Origin of the sequence: Thiorhodococcus drewsii AZ1, assembly GCF_000224065.1 — a bacterium.
Classification (GTDB): Bacteria; Pseudomonadota; Gammaproteobacteria; order Chromatiales; family Chromatiaceae; genus Imhoffiella; species Imhoffiella drewsii.
Genome location: NZ_AFWT01000001.1, coordinates 151244 through 168744, shown reverse-complemented (window position 1 = coordinate 168744; position 17501 = coordinate 151244). Strand labels below are relative to the sequence as shown.

Sequence of the window (17501 nt, the reverse complement as noted above, 5' to 3'; positions counted from 1 at the left end):
ATGGTTCTTAAGCGGGGCGCTGACCCATCCGAAACGCATGCCACGCTGGCTCGCGGCTCGATCAGGAGTCTACACCACAAATTGTTGTTGTCAACCCACATCTGACGAGCAAGAGCCGCCTCGCGGCGTCTTTCGAACCACGCCAAAAGATTAGAAAATCTCGCAAAAGTCCTGATACAACCGGCTTCGGAAGCCTGCTCCGCCACCACTGTTGCGCCACAACAACATTTGGCGGAAAAACCTCGCGAACCGATTCCTTCCATCGAAACGGCCGGCTACGGTTGCCGTGGTTTGCATCGAGCAAACGACCGGCCACCCGGCAAATCCGCTCCAGACAAGCGACCCTCAAAAGATATCCACGTCGCCCATCGTGTAATAGAGCATCCGATGCGCCTCGGCCGTTGGAATCGGACTCTTGCGACTCATGGCCGTCGCCATCACCGGCGTCTCGCGCGCCGACGACCCGAGTCTATCGCGCAGAGGCGCCGGCAGCCAAACGACTGCCGCCGAGGCATCGCCAGTCACCACATTCGACGCCGCCACTTTAAGAGCCGTTTTCAGTCCGAAAGTGGGAAGCAGCACATCGACCAAGAGCAGCCGACTGCCGTCCGAACGCGAGACGACCCAACCGACCAAACGCCCCAGGAAGGCGACTCCGGTCAGATGATACACATAAGAGGGATTACGACCATAGCGCCAATCCAGATAGGCGCGATCACGGACCACGGCCAGCGATAACTGGCGACGCCGACGCGCCCAAAGCCGATCCAGTCTCGGGTCGTCCCAACCCAAGGGCACGGCTTGCCAAGGCGACAACGAGGATGAACCGGTTTCGACGTCGATGTCCAAGGCAAGTTCCATGCGCTCGTAGACTCCCGCTCGCTCACCGACCAGACAGGGTCCCTGTCCGGCGAAACCGTAGCGAAAGGCGCTGGGAAGCTGCTCCGCAATCCGATCGAGCAATTCACGCAATAGCAGCGTGAACAGATTGTTCGCCCCAAAGCCGCCGCGATGTTCCGGGTGAATCATCACGTCGCATCCCTGAACCATCGGGATCGATCGTCCACGAAACCAGCCCGGCAAGACGACCGCGCCAGCATGAGCGACGATCTCGCCATCCGGCGTCAAGGCGACCAGCGAATGCGACACAGGGGAGGCGCCCAGTTCTCGACTGGACTCGAACTTCCAGTGCCACTCTTCGAGCGAGCGCGGTTTACCGAATACGTGCCGGAACAGCGCGCACAACTCGGGCTCATCGCCCGGCTCGCAAACACGGATTCTGTAGTCAAGCATCGTTCAGAAAAACCCTAGTGCACCCAATGACACCGCATTATGGCCAGGAGACATCGGCGGTCAATCGATCGGCAACCTATCATCGGATAAATAGGGATCACTCGCCCAGTTCCGAACCTGGCATACCAAGATGCGAAGGTGGCAATCCACGAATCTGCCGCTCCCTCATCTCTCGATAGAGTGTCTCCAAATCGGCGGCAAAACGCGCGCTGTCGAAGAAGATCGCCGTTCGGCGGGCCTCGGCCAGGCGGCTCTTGAGCGCGGACAGCGTGCCAGCTTCCTTGGCCAGAGCGACGGCGCGAGCCTCGTAACCGGCGAGATCGCCCGTGATGAGTTCCGGCAGACCGGCCGCACGCAGCAGACTGGCAGCGACCCGCGATGGAAAGGTTTCGCCCTGACAGGTCAAAACAGGCACTCCCACCCAGAGTGCGTCCGAGGCCGTCGTATGGGCGTTATAGGGCAGCGTATCCAGCACCAGATCGGCAAGCGCAAGTCGCGCCAGATGCTCGGGCTGCGAAACCTTGCTCGCGAAATAGAGCCGCTCGGAATCGAGCCCCCGCCGTTCGGCCTCGCGCCGAAGATTGTCGGCCACCACTCGGGTCTTGGCATAGAGCCACAGCACCGATCCGGGCACGGCATTCAGGATGGCGCACCAGCGCTCGAAGATCTCGGAGGTGATCTTGTAGGGATCGTTGAAGCAGCAGAAGACGAAGCCCTGCTCGGGGAGTCCCGCCTCCGTCCGACTGGGCCTGTCCGCCACCAGACGACGTTCGTCGACCGGCGCATAGGCGCCCGGCATATAGGCGAGCTTCTCGTCGTAACAAGCGGCACGCTCCGGCGGCACCACGACGGGATCCACGATCATGTAATCGATAAAGGACGTGCCAAGGGTTCCGGGGAATCCAAGCCAGGTGACCTGAATGGGCGCTGGCCGCAATGCCAGAATCTCGAGCCTGGCATTGCTGGTGTAGCCCTTGAGATCGACGAGGATATCGATGCCATCGTCGCGAATCCTCTGGGCCGCCTCCAGATGTCCCAGCGAGCGAATGTCGACGAAATGCTCGAAGGCATCGCTCAAGCGACGGCGCATGAACCCGCCATCGTCCGCGCCGGTCGAATAGGCGAAGCATTCGAAACGCGAGCGATCGTGCCGCTCGAAAACCGAGGCGGTCAGATAGGCGGTGGCATGGTCCTGGAAATCATCGGACAGATAGCCGATACGCAGCCGCGCAGCGGTAGCCTTCGTCGGACCAGGCCGAAGATTTGCGGCTTGGTTCTCCCACTTCTGGAATCGGCTCGCACGCCAGCGCGCGGTCTTGCGCAGATCCTCAGGGCTGAGACCAGGAAGACTCATGGCGGCGAAAGGCGAAACAACGGGCAGATCCGACTGCCGGAGCCGATCGACGAGACGCGCCTGCCGTTCGGGCAAGGCGCGCCAATCGCACACTCGGCGCTGGTTGATGACGAGCCTTCCAAGCGTGGCCGGCTCATGATCGCCGAAACGCTCCAAACTCGACTCCAGCAGTTCGCAGGCATCCGGATAGCGCCCGATCTGCGACAAGAGCTCCGAAACCTCCAACGCCTGCTGCGAAGTCCCAACACCGCGCTTGACGAGACGCGTCGCGCGCGCGAGCAAGCCGCGATCCGAATCGACCGAGCCGGCCTCGACCTCGATCTTGTAGGCCGCCTGCAACAGACAGAAAACGGACTGGATCAAATCCGGCTTCAGCTGCAGGGCCATGAAGGCATATTGATAGGCCGCGCCCAGCCACCCCTGACGCATGGCCGTATCGGCCGCATTGTTCCAGGTCTCGGGGCGCAGCGGATTCAGCAAGAGCGCCTGCTCGAAGGCATATCGAGTCAGCGCCTCGTCCCCGAGACGGACGGCGGCAACACCCAGATGATCCCAAAGCTCGGCCCGTCCCGGCAGCAGCTCGCTCGCCCGGCGCAACGCGGCCACGGCCTCTTCAATGCGGTTGAGCGCCAGAAAGGCCAGACCACGCAGATGATGACCCTCTCCCCAAGAGGGATTTTCTTCGACCAGGCACCCCAGATCGGAGATCAGGACCTCCATCCGCCCGGCCTGATACGCTTGCACGGCCTTGGCGAACGGCTCCTGAAGCCGTGCGTGAACGAGGGTGGACATAATGGGTGTCGGCGGCTGCTCGGGTAGACGCGAGTTCGCCTGCGCGGGAAGCGGAGACGCCAGCCCCAGATCGGCCGGATCGCGCCCGCCCTTGCAGCCGGTCACCCAGGAGCGCCAAAGTGCACAAGTCTCGGGAGAGAGCCCCGTGTCCTCGCCCTCGGCGATCAAGCGTTCCGCCTCGTCCAACCGGCCCGAATGGATGAACGCGAACAGCACGGCGTAGCACAGCGTCTCCGAGTTAGGCATCAGCAGCGAGGCACGCCGCAGAAAGGGCATGGAGACCAGCGTCAAATCGGCATCGATGAGCGCGACGCCAAGATCGTAGTAGCTGACCGCCTGATTCGGATGCTGCCCCAAGACCTTCAGGTATTGGGTGATCGCCTCCTCGACATCGCCCCGCCGATGCGCGGCGAGCCCGGTGGCGAAGGGATCGGGTGCGACCGGTGCGGTATCCTGGGACGACCATGAAATCGAATAATTGCTCACAGCGATTGGCCTTCTATCAATGAAATTCTCGGAACACCAATTCGTTCCCTATGAAGCGGTACGCTCGGTCGGCCGTGGACCCGTTTTGGTCTTGGCACCGCATCCGGACGACGAGGTGTTCGGCTGTGGGGGTGCCATTATGCGTCATCTGGAGGCGGGAGACCCGGTGCGGGTCGTCATCGTCACCGACGGCGCCTTCGGCCAGGATCGCGATCGGGCGACATACGCCTTGACCCGCCAGTCGGAAAGCCGCCACGCCGGCACCCTCCTCGGCTATGGCGAGCCAGACTTCTGGGAACTGCCGGACCGAGGGCTGGAATACGGTGAGGCGCTCATCCGCCGCATCCTGGATGCGATTGAGGACAACCGCGCGGAACTGCTCTACGCACCCTCCTGGTGGGAGGTCCACCCGGATCATCTGGTGCTCGCGCTCGCCGCCGCCGAGGCTGTGAGACGTTGCCCGAGAGACATTCTGCTCGTCATGTACGAGGTCGGGGTGCCACTGCATCCCTCGCATCTAGTCGACATCACCCCCGTGCTCGAACGCAAATCGGCGGCGATGGCCTGCTTCGCGAGCCAGATGAGCCAGCAGTCCTACGACCGGCACGTCTCGGCCCTGAACCGCTTCCGGACCTACACCCTGCCGGAGGAGATCCAAGCGGCGGAGGCATTGCGCACGATGCGCCGAGCAGATCTGCAACGCGACCCGCTGCGCCTCATCCGTCCAGGCGACTATTACACACGCACCAACAGGGACACCGTCAAGCAGCCGCCATTGATCTCGGCCATTTTGCTCGCCGAGGACGCTCAGTGCCTGGCCGACACGCTCGACGCGCTCGCGCTCCAGACGCACCCGAACATCGAGATCCTGATCGTCGCCCAAACCCAGAAGATCGCCGAGGGATCGACCGACTGGTGTGGACGTTTTCCGGTCCGAACCCTCCTCGCCGACACCGAAGAGCACCCAGCCAAGACGCTCAACCAAGCCCTGGAAGAGTCCCGGGGCGATTACATCTGTCTCATCGACGACCGCAGCCTTCCAGATCCCGATCATCTGAACCTGCTGCTCGAACAACTGAACAGCGACCCGGTAGGCCAATGCGTCTACAGCGGCCTGCGCATCCGAGACGACGCCACCGGCCAATCACGCATCCAGAACGAACGACTGGACCGATTGGATCTGCAAGCCGGAACCGGACTCCCCATGCCAGCCGCGCTATTCGCACGCGAGTTGGTCGCCGCCGACTGCCGATTCGACGAACAACTCGACACGCTGGACGTCTGGGACCTGACAGCTCAGATCCACGAGCACATCGACCCCATCCACCTGGACCGAGCCACCCTGACCTGGCGTCAACCGAGACAGACGGGAAATCGGAACGACCCGCGCCCGTGGGGAGCCTCGCCGCAAGCCTACGAAAAATGGAGTTCGCGCTGGGGCGGGCGGGAGATGCTGGCGCTGGCTCGCCGCCTGAACGGCTCGCTCGACGAGGCGCGTCTCCAGCTTACGGAACGCGACGACCAATGTGCCGCCTTGAGCGTCGAACGCGATCGACTCCGATCCGATCTGGACTCGACGGACCAGGAGCGGCAGGAACTGCAGGCGCGGATCGCCGCCATGGAGGCGGCATCGCAACGGAATACCGCCGAACGCGAAGCGTTACGCCTGGCGCTAGAGGCGATCTATCGCTCGACCTCCTGGCGACTCACCGCCCCGCTCCGCTGGATGGTCACGCGCCTCCGCAGAGGCGCGACGCCGAAGTGAGACAAGCCCGACGCTCAGGGTCCGCGAACGCGGCCCCGAGCGATCGAACGCTCTCAGCGATAGAAGATGTCGCGATAGGAGAAATAGACCGCGATCGTCAGGATCGGCATCGCCACGAGCAGACCGAGCATGAAGGGCAGCATGGCCATGAAGACCATGACCATGGCAATGAGCCCGAACACCAGGAACGGCAGGATATTCTTGATACAGGCGAGGAAGCTGAGTTTAAAGGCGCGCAGGACGGGCACATCGTTCAAGCCAACCAGCACGGGCGCGAAAAACATCGCCATGCCGAGCGGGATCCCCACCAACAAGGCGACCAGCACCGGCAGCGCGATGCTCGACAGACTCAGCACATCCAGGCTGCCCGGACCTCCCGAGGCGGAATTCATCAAGGCCCCGGAGGCGCCCAGCATGACGATGACCAATCCGGCCATAATCAGCCCGATCGCCAGCGCGGCACCCAGATAGACCAAACCGACCAGGGCCAATGGACCCGGTTTGCGCGAGATCCCGGCGAACAGGTGGTTCAGGGAGAAACCTTCCCCCTTGAACTGGGCATGCGCGCCCATCATGAGTCCGGCGGTGAACATCGGGCCCAGGATCGTCGTCGCGAGCCCACCGACAACAGGGACCAGATTGAGCAGGATCATCATGAGATAGAACAGCAGCACAGACCCGATCCAGGGACCCGGCTGATCCTTGAACAGGTCCCAGCCCGACAGGATCCAGCTCCAACCACGCCCGGCCGAAACCGACTGGGGCGGCTGCAGCGCATCGCCCGAATCGTCCAGAGGCGGCGGAGTCAGGTCGGCCCGCGGCGGCGCATAGGGGTTGTCGACTGAAGTCGGACGCTCCGGCGGCTCAGGTGGTTCCATGCCGTGGTTCGCCCGATAGCGCTCGGCGACCACGCCGCACGCCTGACAGACGCCAGTGAGGTCCGACACCTCCGGCGCTCCGCACTTGGGACAGCGCGACCAGCCCTCTGCAGGGTCTCGGGCCTTGGGTGTACTGCTCGCCTTCGCGAGGCTAGGCGGAGGAGCGGTCACGGTGGACGGCATCGAATAGGGCCGCAGCAAGGACTCCACCTCGGTTTCCGCGTCGGTCTCCTGCGGCTCGATGGTGATCACCAAACCAGCCGCAGTCAGAGCAGCCCGATAGCGCTCGGCGGCCGAGGCGTTGACATTGTGCTTGAGCACACGCCCACCGCCCTTGAGGATGAGTTCGCGCGCCGTTTTCTCCTGCATGCGAAATTTCTTGGCCAAACGCGCCGCGACATCATTGAGTTCCTGGCCAGGCATCAGCTTGCCGGAAAACAGAATCCGATACTGTGCTTCCATCGATTGGCCTCCCCTCTCGGCCGAGTTCGTTACGCGGAGAATCGTTTGAGCCAGGCCAGAATGCCGGGTTCTGCTTCCCAGACATCGCGCATGGCCTCGCGATAAAGCCATGCCTGATCGTCGCCACCCGGCGTGATGCCGAGCGGATTCAGCCGAGGCTGCTTAATACGCTTGCGGGTCAGATAATACGGGATTCTCGGCAAACGCCGAACCGCCGTGTTCAGTACGAAGCGCGCGCGCTCCTCGCGCCCCAGTCGATAGAGCGCCAGCACCTCGCCGTAGGCAAGGTCGGCAAGCAGATCGCCGGGAAAGCGCCGAGCCAAAATCAGCGCCTGTTCGTCCTCGCCATCACGCAGATAATGGTTCATGAGTTCGGCGCGCACACCGTGATTGTCCTGGGGGTTGAGCCGCAGAAGCGTCTCCAGCGTGAAGGCTGCCGCCTTGGGCTCGCCCTCCTGTACCTGGCTCAGGTAGCGCCGAAACAAGAGTCTGAGGGCCGGACGATTGACCGGTGCCGACCAGGGCAGAATGCGCGGATCCTCGGGCGGCAACAACTGCTCCAAGATTGCCCAGGCACGGTCCAGCAACGGACGCATCAGCGCGTGCGCGACCCAAGGCAAGGCGCTCTCGGGATGCTCGTAGAGCGCGGTGGCCAGATCGTCGAGAACATCCAGACTATCCGTCACCTCCGGGTGGGCCAGAACATAATCGAGCCATCCGGGCTCGCCCCAAACATCGGCGCCCTCGACCAGGGACAGGTGTGTCGAAAGGGGCTTGGAGCCCGGATAGAGCGCCCGCCACATCGCCTCCATGCGACGCAGCGCGGCGGACGGACGCAGCTCGACCGCCAGACCCGGCACCACCGTGGTGGGATCCGGAGCGGGAGTTCGGGAAGCGTCCGGCTCGTCAGCGTCGGATGAGTCGTCCTCGATCGCGACGAAGAGTTCCATCTGAGTGGAGTCGCGACCCGGACTCTCGATCCGAGCGCTCGCCAGACCATAATCGGGTAATGGACGGCCCAACACCACCCCCACCCAATCGTGCCAATCCACCAACTGCGGATCCAGTGCATCGGCATGGCTGTTGACCATCGCCTCCTGAGGATCGGCGACCGCCCGCTCCAGGAAATCCATGAAGCTCTCGTCCCGATAGCCCTGTCTGCGGAATCGATGCAACCAGAAACGCGCGCGCTCGCGGGCCAGTCGATCGTTGTGCTGGGCTGCGAGCAGGGTGATTTCGAGCAAGGCGGTACTGGGGTTGTCCGGGTCGCAGCGCAACGCCGAGGTGAAGGCCGATTGGGCCTGGGCAAAATCACCCTCGTCGATATGGATGGTGCTGCGGCGCTGCCAGGCCGCAGCCTGGAGCGACCGACTGCCCTCGGCACAGACGCGGTCGAGAAAATGCAGCTTCTTGCGCCAGTGATCGAGCCGATCGTAGGCATCACACAGGATATCGAGCGCCGGCTCGTATGCGGCACCGAGGTCGGCGAGCGAACCGGAGAAGAGCGGTTCGAGCAGGGCGACCGCGCGCCCCGGACGGTCCTCGTCGAGCCAGCGATCGGCGATCTTGGCCAACAAGGGGCCAGGGATCGCGTTCAGCGACAGCGCCTCGCGCAACGAGCGCTCCGAGATCTCGTCGAGCAGAATCTCCCAGATGAGATCGGTCGAAAGAATTGGCATATCACCGAGATTGCCGCAACAATCCTGGTAACGCAGCCCGGAGCCACAGGGACAGGCCGCCTCGGCGTCGGGCGGATCGATCGGCAGGGGCCGAAAACCGTTACCCTGTTGGGGTGTGGCGTTCCAGATGACGGTTCCAAGCAGCGTCGCCAAGCGATGGGCCTCGAAATCGCTCAGAAAGTCGTCGGAGAGGCCAAGAATGCCCGGAATATTGGACCTGGCCCAATGAAGAAAGCGTTCCGGATCCGGGCGCTCCAGGATCTGACGGATCGCTTGCACGATGACCTGCTCGAAACGCTCGGCGTCGACGGTCTCATGGTGGAACATAGCGGGTTCCTCCGCTCATAGTGAGGCCGCCGCAATGCCCGGCCACCTCGGCAAATCAGTGTCGACGAATGACCCGAGTCACACGGGCCCGAACAAGCACGGGAACATTCCGCTCGAACGGATCCGATCGGCATCCATGCAGTACACGGGCACCATCGCGCACAGGAAACGTCATTGTACCGCGCGACCCGCGATTTGTGTCGATCGCCAGTGCGACCGACATCGCGTTTCACAACGTCGCCAGACGCCCGAGAGCGCGGCTATGGCCGCAACCCATCGATACGCGGGAGGCTTGCGGTTCGCGCCCCGGCCGCTCACCCTACCCATCTCCACCGCCGATCCTCTGAGTGCGCCATGCCCGAACCCCAGGTACGCATTTTCGTTTCATCGCCGTCCGACGTCGAGCACGAGCGCGCGCTCGTCAAGGACATCATCGAACAGCTCGCTCAGGAGTACCTGCCCTATTTCAAGCTCCAGGCCGTCCTCTGGGAAGAGGAGGCATTGACCGCAGCCCAGAGCTTCCAGGCCGGCCTGTTGAGACCGGCCGAGTGCGAGATCGTGTTGGTGATGTTCTGGACTCGGCTGGGCACGCCGCTCGCCGAGGATCCCTACGGCGGTATGACCGGAACCGAATGGGAGTTCGTGGACGCGGTCGAGGCATCGGCCCAGCAGGGCACGCCCGAGGTCCTGGTCTACCAGAAGACCTCGCCGCGTCTGATCGACATCAACGACGCCGATGCGATCCGCACCGCCATGGCGGATCGGGAGCGACTCGCGTCCTTTTTCCAACGCCATTTCTACAATCCCGACGGCAGCTTCAGCCGCGCCTTCCGCCAGTTCGACAGCGACGCGGGCTTTCGCGATCTGGTCGAGGCCCAGCTGCGCAAGCTGCTCAACCGCCGCATCAGCGCCGAGCGCCGCTTCGCCGCCGGCAGCGAGGACTGGCTCGGCAGCCCCTTTCGCGCGCTCGCGCCATACGATATCGGCGACGACCGTATCTTCACCGGGCGCGAGACCGAGAGCCGCGAGCTAGTCGCACGGCTCGATCGTCTGAGCGAATCCGAACCCGGCCTGCTGCTTCTGAGCGGAGCGAGCGGGACCGGCAAGAGCTCGCTGGTCCGCTGTGGATTGCTGCCACACCTGCTGCGCCCCTTTCTCTTCACCAGCATCGGCGCCTGCCGCTGGTGTCTCCTCGAACCCACGCCCAACGATCCGCTCGTCGCGCTGGCCGCAAAGCTTGCCACGCCAAGCGTGCTGGGCGGCGCGCTCGGCGAACAGGGGCTGGATGGAGAACGCCTCGCCCGACTCCTGGCAACGGACTGTGACGTCGGGGTCGAGCAGATCGGCGCAGCGCTGGAGCGTGCCAGCAGAACGGACCGCGACGCCGGAACGCGCGCGGGCCGAACCCAGCTGATCATCATCCTGGATCCGTTGGATCCCTACCTCCAGCCCGAGCGCATCGATACACCCGAGATCCAAGCGTTCGTCGCGATCCTCGCCGCGCTCGCCCGACACGCATCCGTGTGGGTGATCGCCACGCTGCGCAGTCATCTGCTGCCAAGCCTGGCCCATCTGCCTGCGCTGAACGCGCTGCTCGACGAGCGAGGCTGGTACAGGGTCGAGCCGCCCGCCCCCGCGCGGATCCGCCAGGTGATGGAGATCCCGGGGCGCGTCGCCGGAATCCAATACGAGGAGGCGGGCCGAGGCGCCAGCGGCGGACTGGTCGATGCATTGGAATCCGAGGCCAGCGACCTGAAACACTGGCCGACACTGCTGGAACCTGCGCTGGAGGCGCTCTATCGACTCGCCGCCGAACGCGAGGAGCCGGGCACCCGCCACGGCCGTCTGCTGCGATTCGCCGACTACCGCCAGCTCGGCGGCATCTCGGGAACGCTGGTGAACCGCGCCGATGCACTCTGGAACGGGTTTGAGGATCGAACGCGCGCGGCGTTGCCCAGACTGTGCAGGGCACTGCTGTCGCTCGAAGCCGGACCGCGTTCGCGCCCGACCCCGCGCGCGGCCGATCTCGCGACCCTGGAGCGCGATCCCGGATGCGCAGCCCTCATCGGAGCGCTCACCGAGGCGCGCCTGATCGTACTGGAATCCGTCCCGGACACGACGAGCCGCACCCAGCCGCCCCCGCCCGAACAGGGGGTCATCGCCTATCTCCGTCACGCCCTGAGCCAAACGCGCGAGGAGTGGCGGGCCAAGCGCCGTCTGCGCCGCTCCAAGGGCGGGCTGGATACGCTCATTCAAGACGAGGTCCCCACACCAACCCAGGACGAATCCGATCTGGGCTGGGAGGACTACCGAGCCGTGGCGACCCTCGTCCACCCGGCCTTGATCGAACAGTGGCAACCGATCCGCGACTGGCTCTCACAGCCGAACAATCGCCGCGACCTCAATCTGCGCTATCAGATCGGACGGCAAGCGGCGCTCTGGAAGCGGACCGATTTCAACCGGGAATATCTGCTCGGAGAACTGGGCCACGCCGCCGCACGGCTGTTCGTCGAGAGCCACGCCGAGGAACTGGACCCGCTCGAACGTGATTATCTGGACCATTCCTGGATTCATCTGCGCACGCAGCGACGCCGCAATCGCTGGACCATCGGCTCCATCACCGCCGCCCTGACCCTGTTCGCCGGCATCGCCTTCTATGGCCTCTGGGATGCGAACCATCAGGCCAAGATCAACCAAGTGCGCGGCAGCCTTCTGGAGGCCGATCTCGCCATCCGGCGCGGCGACACGCCAACCGCCGTCGCGCGCGCGCTCGAGGCCGGCCGCTATCTGCCCAAGGAGGCGACCGATACGCTCGGCCGCGCACTCTCATCGAACCGGCTTCTCGCGATGTTAACGCCGAACCAAACGACCGCAGGGCCTTGGATCACCCCGGTCTTCGGCCCCGACGGCAATGCGCTCATCACCGGTTCCCAGAAGCAAGGCATCCGTCTCTGGAGACGCGAGAACCAGGAATTCGAACAGGTCGCCGAACTCGCCGCACCCGGAAACCGGATCGATCGGGTCCGCTTCGCCGGAACGCACGCCGATCCAACCATCATCGGAATCGGCACCGGCGGAGTCTGGCGCCTGCCGATCGCGTCCGATCGACCGCCCGACTGGGACTGCGGCACAAACGCCGACGCCCCCTTGATCCTAGATCCCGAAGGCCGTCATCTCGCCCTGGTCAGCGCCTATCGGAGCGAGAACGCCCAACTCTGCATGATCGACCTCGAACATCCGGGCGAACCTCTGTGGCGGAGCACCGAGTCCGTCGGCACCATCCGCGATCTCGCCTTCGCGCCGGACGGCCAGCGCCTGGTCGCCGCCAACCTGCGTGGATTCGCCCAGGTGCTCGACACCAAGACCGGAGAGGAACGGCTGCGACTGCCGTCCGAGGGCCGCCTCGGCCGTCCCGTCATTCGAGCGATCTTCGACGACAAGGGCGAGCGCGTCGCCGTCGCCGCGCTCGACGAGCGCATCCATCTCTACGATCGCCAGGGCCACAAGACCCAGGAACTGGGGACCGTCAAGCGCGGCAAACGCACCGTGCGCATCCATCAATCCTCCGTCCGCGCCCTCGTCTTCACCTCCGATGGCTCCGGTCTGATCGCGGGCGACTCGGCCGGTCAGTTGGTGCATTGGGATCTGCTCGACGGCAGGGCCGAGGTCCTGGGTCAGCAGGAGCAGGGGATCGATCAGATCGCCGTCACGCAGGAGGTCGACCCGACGCTGGGCGAGAATCTGGTCTTGAGCCTGTCCCTGGACGGCACGGCACGCCTCTGGGCGCTCGAAACGGGTCGCCAGCTCGCAACCCTCAGCCAGCAGACCGCCATCACCCAGGCCGCCTTCAGCCGTAACGGCCAGCGCCTCATGACCAGCTCGTCCAAGAATGGCGCGGCGCGGCTCTGGTCGGTCGCGGCCAACAACCGCCTCGCCTTCCACATGGATCAGGAGGACCACGTTCGGCATCTCGCCATGGCCGAATCCGCAACAGATCTGCTGATCGCCACAGCCGATTACGATGGCCGGGTCGAGCTGTGGCGCCAGGCACGGGGCCAAGAATCGAACCCACCGACGCGCCAGTTCTCACAGATCGCCCACCAGGCCCGGGTGAGACAGGTCGCCTTCTCGCCATCCGGCCGCTGGCTTGCGAGCGCCGGGTCGGACGGCTTCGGCCATCTCTGGGATCTCACCGACGATCACGACTGCGCCCTGCCCGCAGCATCCAAGATCCAATCCTGCCAAACGGCCGGCGACCCCGACTGCCCGGATGTCTATCGCGTCCTGTTCGCCCCAAACGCGAGCTGGCTGATGACGGCCTCCAGCGACTCGGCCCAGCCCGTCAGGCTCTGGGACCCGGCAAGCTGCACGGCGCTCCCCTTGCCGAACGCACTGTCACACTTCGCGGGCCGCATCCGCGCCCTGACGCTGCATGAAGACGGAGACGCAAACCAAGCACTGGTGGCGACCGGCAGCCAGGGTGGGGTCATCCAGGTTCTGCGCCAGAACGCCAGCGGCGACTGGTCGCGGCGCTGTCGCCTGGAGGCGCATACGGCGAGCATCACGGAGCTGGCCTTCTCGCCGGACGGCAAATGGCTCGCCTCCGTGAGCCGGGACGGTCGCGCCGCGCTGATCACACTCACCGAGTCCGAATGCGGCGAGCCCAGCTATCTCGACGCCGGGGCCGGCAGTCTCTACGACGTCCAGTTCGCGCCCGACAGTCGGCGTCTGGTGACGGCGGCCTCAGAGGCCAAGGCGCAGCTCTGGTCGATCGACGGGACTCTGATCGCCGAGCTGAGCGGCCACCAAAACTGGGTCTCATCGGCCCAGTTCAGCCCGGACGGACGCTGGATCCTGACCGCCTCGGGCGACGGAATACTACGGCTCTGGAGAACGCCGACAGGCTCCCGGCATCAAACCCTCGCGCCCTTTCTCAAGCTGGATGCCAATCTGGGCGGGGTGACCCACGCCGCCTTCAGCCCGGACGGCCGTCAGATCGCCGCCGGCTATTGGGAAAACGCCGCGCTGCTCTGGCGACTGTGGAACGAGGGAGAGAAACCCGCGAAGGGGCTAACGCGAACCTGGGGTCGGGACCGCGCCCGACTGGCCCTGATCGAAGAGGCGATACGCTACGCCGAGGAGCACGCACCCTGAGCCCGATCAAGACCGAGGGGTGGAGACCAGCACAGGCTGGACCCGCTCCAGATCGCGCACCACCTCCCCGGCCAGGCGCGCGGCGAGACGACCGAAGGCGGCAGCCATGGCATCTGGGGTACTGACCTCCACGATCTCCTCGCCGCTGTACTGACGCGCCCAGAGCGAGCGCCGATCGTCCGCCGCCACCAGCGACAGATTCAGTGTGGCAGTCACCCGGGGCGGACGGTCCGTCGGCCAGTGCTCGAAACGCTCCACCTCGCCGTTCAGCAGATAATCGGCCCTGACCCGATCCGCAGGGATGGCGACATAGCGGAAGAGTCCGGCCTTGCGAATGGCGCCGACCAGCACTCCGACCATCGCCTGGGGCACGGGCTCGGCCCAGAGCAGGCTGCGGTAGCGCTCGATCATCAAGGGCTGTTCGCGGGTGCGGTAGAGGATCTCGCGTCCGCCGAGGAAACCGCGCGCAGCCAGATCGTTCACCAGCAGAATGGCCGGGGTCTGCGTTCGCGCCTGCGGAACCTGGGTCGGGGATTCGAGCAGGTAATAGCGATCGGGCTCGACCGGCGGAGCGGATCCGCATCCGACGACGAACAGGACGCAGCCAAGGAGTAACAGTGGCGAAATGAGACGGCTCATTGGAACCAGGGTGTCCTGTCCTCCTGTTCGCGGCTCTTGAGGAGGGCCTTGGGATCGTCGCGCAGTTCGCGCGACAGGGCCGAGAGATTGCGCGTCGCCTCCTCCATATTGGCCAGAATCGGGGTCAGCGCCGCCGACAGCTCCTGGAGCAGATATTGGGTGTCGTCGAGCGACTTCTGGAGCGCAGGCCGGTTCTCGCGCACCAGTCCTCGGATGTCGGACGCCAGCGCCCCATAGTTGGTCACGGCACCCTGGATGTCGCCGGTGCTCGACTTCAGCGCGGTCGTCATGCTGGCGAGATTGTCCGACATGACCCGAACCGACCCCAGTATGGCAGCGATGGCCGCTGGATCGACCGACTCCTTGAGCCGTGCTGAGAGCGCCTGCAGATTGGCGAAGGCGCCGGCCAGCCGGTCTCGATTCCCGGACTGGTCGTCGCCGGTGCCGATCAGCAACTCGATAGTCTTGATCTGGTCGCGGATGCTGGCCAATGTCGGGGCGATGGTCTCCTCGACCAGGGCCGTGATCGTCTCGGTGAGCTGACCGAGCCGACCCGCCAGATCGACCTCGCGCCCATCGGCTTCGATGACGGCCCCATCGGCAAGCAGCGCGGACGCGGCTCCGGGCGTAATGCGGATGACATCGCCCGACAGCAGCCCCGCTGCCCCCAACTGGGCACGGCTGTCGCGCGGCACCGGCCAGCCGTCCTTGATCCGAAGCCGGGCGCGAAAACATGGCAGGGCCGCATGGCGACGCGGGGCGTCCTGCGGCGGCGCGGGACAGCGAACGGCATCCGGATCCCGCTGCGGAAAGACGGGCGTCACCCGATCCACCATGCCGATGACATACCCCTCCTGAACCACCTGGATCCCGGCGTCCAGGCCCTCGGCGTCGAGGAAATAGGCGTCGAGATGATAGGCACGGCCGAAGAGCCCCGGCAGCACGAGATAGAAGGCCCCGGCCACGACCAGAACCATCGCCAGTACGAATCCGCCGGCCAGGAGCAGATCGCGATGCTGCGCCCGTGCCCGGCGCTTGCCCGGACCGCCGATCTCGGGCGGCGAATAGAGCCGGTCGAGCCGACCGGAGGTCGAGCGATCGGAGCCGTTCACATCCCACCCCAGAGCGCCGCCCGCAGATCGAGCCGGCTCGCGCTGGCCGCGATCACGGCCTCGGCGGAACCCTCGAACAGCAGACGACCGCGATCCAGCACCGCCACCCGATAGTCGGCGCCGGCGAGGATGTCGGGTCGATTGTCGGTGGCGATCAGGGTCAGCTTAGTGTTCTCCCTCAAGGTGGCCAGAACGGCCAGTGTCTCTTGAATGGCGGCCGGATCCAATCCATCGGAGAAGCCGTCCCAGATCAACAGGCTCGGCCGATGGATGAGCGCCCGCGCCAGTTCCACCCGGCGCTGCTGGCCGAGCGAGAGTGCGCGCGGCGGATGATTCTCCAAGCCGTCGAGCTGCAGCAGCGTCATCACCAGCCGCGCCTCGTAGGCCATCTGATCGCGGCTCATGGGCGAATCGCGCAGCGGCAGCAGCAGGTTCTCCAGCACGCTGTATCCGGCGAGAAGCGATCCACCCTGGAGCACAGCGCCCATGCGGGCGCGCAAGGCCCGCATCGCACGCCCATTCAAGGCCGCAAGGTCCTGCCCCAGAACCCGGATTGTACCCGCCGAAGGCGAATCCAGACCAAGGACGAGTCGCATCAGCAGCGACTTGCCGGCGCCGTTCGGTCCGACGATCAGCAGCCAGTCGCCTTGCGGCAACCGCAAGCGAATATCGCTCAGGGCCGCGCGTCCCTTCACATGCTGGAAGATCCCGTCCAGATCCAGTGCATCGGCCATGGCCTCAGTCCCCGACCAGCAGCACGACCGCGAGATCCGCGAGCAGGATGGCGCTCACCGCGCCGATCATGGTACGGGTCGCGGCCTGGGCGATCCCCTGCGGATCGCGACCGGCGGCAGTACCGTGGACGGTCGCGATCAAGGCGATCAGCACGGCGAACAGCACGGGCTTGAGCAGCGCCTCGACCAGATCACCCGAACTCAGCGCGCGCTCCAGCGCGTCGAGGAAGAGCACGGGCGGCAGGCCCGACATCGCCCACAACCAGATCCCGGCGGCGCCGAAGGTGACGAGAGATCCCCAGACGGTGAAGGCGAAACTCATGAGCAGCATGGCGAGCAGCACCGGCCCCAGGGTGAAGCGGATCGGATCGATGCCGTTGACAAGGAGCCCATCCATCTCGCCGCTCGCCGCCAGCGTCGCCTGGCGCACTGCCAGTGCGACACCGGCCCGCCCGGCCACCAGGATACCGACCAGAATGGGGACCACCTCCACCACGATACCGTAGCTGACCGAAAGCAGGACCAGCCCAGGCAGATCGAACTGGGCCAGGAAGGACTGGGCCTGGCGCCCCAAAATGATCCCGACGGCACCCGCCACCAGCGTCATCGCCGGCAGAATGGACAGCCCGGCCTGACGCAGCGCGATCGCAAAGGCCGGCAGATCCAGACGCGACCGACCGACGAGGATGCGCGCATAGAGCCCGAGACAGGACGCCAGCGCCAGAAAGGCCAGTCCCAGCTGCTCGATCCAACCGTTCAGGCCGCTCAGCGGCGGGGCTGGCTCGCGATCTGGACGCAGAAACGCATGGCGTTTGCGGATGAACAT

The 17501-nt window shown here is 65.1% G+C and carries 10 protein-coding genes; 2 read left to right on the top strand and 8 right to left on the bottom strand.

Features of this window, described 5'->3' with window-relative positions; all coding sequences use genetic code 11:
* Nucleotides 1-345 precede the first annotated feature (345 nt).
* Both THIDRDRAFT_RS00705 and THIDRDRAFT_RS00700 read right to left on the bottom strand, forming a co-directional pair.
* Nucleotides 346-1293 (bottom strand): GNAT family N-acetyltransferase, encoded by a 948-nt coding sequence (locus tag THIDRDRAFT_RS00705; RefSeq protein WP_007038856.1) that lies wholly within the window; start codon nt 1291-1293, stop codon nt 346-348.
* Between the two features lie 97 nt (nt 1294-1390).
* Complete coding sequence (locus THIDRDRAFT_RS00700; RefSeq protein WP_007038855.1) at nt 1391-3925, bottom strand: O-linked N-acetylglucosamine transferase, SPINDLY family protein; 2535 nt, start codon at nt 3923-3925, stop codon at nt 1391-1393.
* 19 nt (nt 3926-3944) lie between these two features.
* Here THIDRDRAFT_RS00700 and THIDRDRAFT_RS00695 point away from each other — a divergent pair, with 19 nt between their 5' ends.
* Entirely contained in the window at nt 3945-5690 is a 1746-nt protein-coding gene (locus tag THIDRDRAFT_RS00695; protein ID WP_007038854.1) for a PIG-L family deacetylase, read from the top strand.
* Nucleotides 5691-5743: 53 nt separating this feature from the next.
* On the opposite strand, the gene THIDRDRAFT_RS00690 is transcribed toward THIDRDRAFT_RS00695, so the two are convergent.
* Entirely contained in the window at nt 5744-7030 is a 1287-nt protein-coding gene (locus tag THIDRDRAFT_RS00690; protein ID WP_007038853.1) for a BPSS1780 family membrane protein, read from the bottom strand.
* A gap of 29 nt (nt 7031-7059) precedes the next feature.
* Nucleotides 7060-9036, bottom strand: coding sequence for an SEC-C domain-containing protein (locus THIDRDRAFT_RS00685; protein ID WP_007038852.1), 1977 nt, complete (start codon nt 9034-9036; stop codon nt 7060-7062).
* Nucleotides 9037-9390: 354 nt separating this feature from the next.
* Here THIDRDRAFT_RS00685 and THIDRDRAFT_RS00680 point away from each other — a divergent pair, with 354 nt between their 5' ends.
* Nucleotides 9391-14190, top strand: a complete 4800-nt coding sequence (locus THIDRDRAFT_RS00680; protein ID WP_007038851.1) for an nSTAND1 domain-containing NTPase — start codon at nt 9391-9393, stop codon at nt 14188-14190.
* 6 nt (nt 14191-14196) lie between these two features.
* Here THIDRDRAFT_RS00680 and THIDRDRAFT_RS00675 read toward each other — a convergent pair whose 3' ends face one another.
* Genes THIDRDRAFT_RS00675 through THIDRDRAFT_RS00660 form a run of 4 tightly spaced genes read right to left on the bottom strand, consistent with a single transcriptional unit; the run spans nt 14197 to nt 17501 of the window.
* On the bottom strand, nt 14197-14829 hold the full coding sequence (locus THIDRDRAFT_RS00675) for an ABC-type transport auxiliary lipoprotein family protein (protein ID WP_007038850.1): 633 nt from the start codon (nt 14827-14829) through the stop codon (nt 14197-14199).
* Nucleotides 14826-15941: an MlaD family protein gene (locus THIDRDRAFT_RS00670; protein ID WP_007038849.1), complete on the bottom strand. Its 1116-nt coding sequence runs from the start codon at nt 15939-15941 to the stop codon at nt 14826-14828. The genes THIDRDRAFT_RS00675 and THIDRDRAFT_RS00670 overlap by 4 nt, the downstream gene beginning before the upstream one ends.
* Entirely contained in the window at nt 15938-16675 is a 738-nt protein-coding gene (locus THIDRDRAFT_RS00665) for a cell division ATP-binding protein FtsE (RefSeq protein WP_007038848.1), read from the bottom strand. The genes THIDRDRAFT_RS00670 and THIDRDRAFT_RS00665 overlap by 4 nt, the downstream gene beginning before the upstream one ends.
* A gap of 4 nt (nt 16676-16679) precedes the next feature.
* Nucleotides 16680-17501 carry an MlaE family ABC transporter permease gene (locus THIDRDRAFT_RS00660; protein ID WP_007038847.1) on the bottom strand — a complete coding sequence of 274 codons (822 nt, stop codon included), beginning with the start codon at nt 17499-17501 and terminating at the stop codon, nt 16680-16682.

Coding starts and splice junctions, on each gene's coding strand:
- THIDRDRAFT_RS00665 (WP_007038848.1), bottom strand. CDS start 16,675: ATGGCCGATGCACTGGATCTGGACGGGATCTTCCAGCATGTGAAGGGA.
- THIDRDRAFT_RS00695 (WP_007038854.1), top strand. CDS start 3,945: ATGAAATTCTCGGAACACCAATTCGTTCCCTATGAAGCGGTACGCTCG.
- THIDRDRAFT_RS00680 (WP_007038851.1), top strand. CDS start 9,391: ATGCCCGAACCCCAGGTACGCATTTTCGTTTCATCGCCGTCCGACGTC.
- THIDRDRAFT_RS00705 (WP_007038856.1), bottom strand. CDS start 1,293: ATGCTTGACTACAGAATCCGTGTTTGCGAGCCGGGCGATGAGCCCGAG.
- THIDRDRAFT_RS00660 (WP_007038847.1), bottom strand. CDS start 17,501: ATGTTCATCCGCAAACGCCATGCGTTTCTGCGTCCAGATCGCGAGCCA.
- THIDRDRAFT_RS00685 (WP_007038852.1), bottom strand. CDS start 9,036: ATGTTCCACCATGAGACCGTCGACGCCGAGCGTTTCGAGCAGGTCATC.
- THIDRDRAFT_RS00690 (WP_007038853.1), bottom strand. CDS start 7,030: ATGGAAGCACAGTATCGGATTCTGTTTTCCGGCAAGCTGATGCCTGGC.
- THIDRDRAFT_RS00675 (WP_007038850.1), bottom strand. CDS start 14,829: ATGAGCCGTCTCATTTCGCCACTGTTACTCCTTGGCTGCGTCCTGTTC.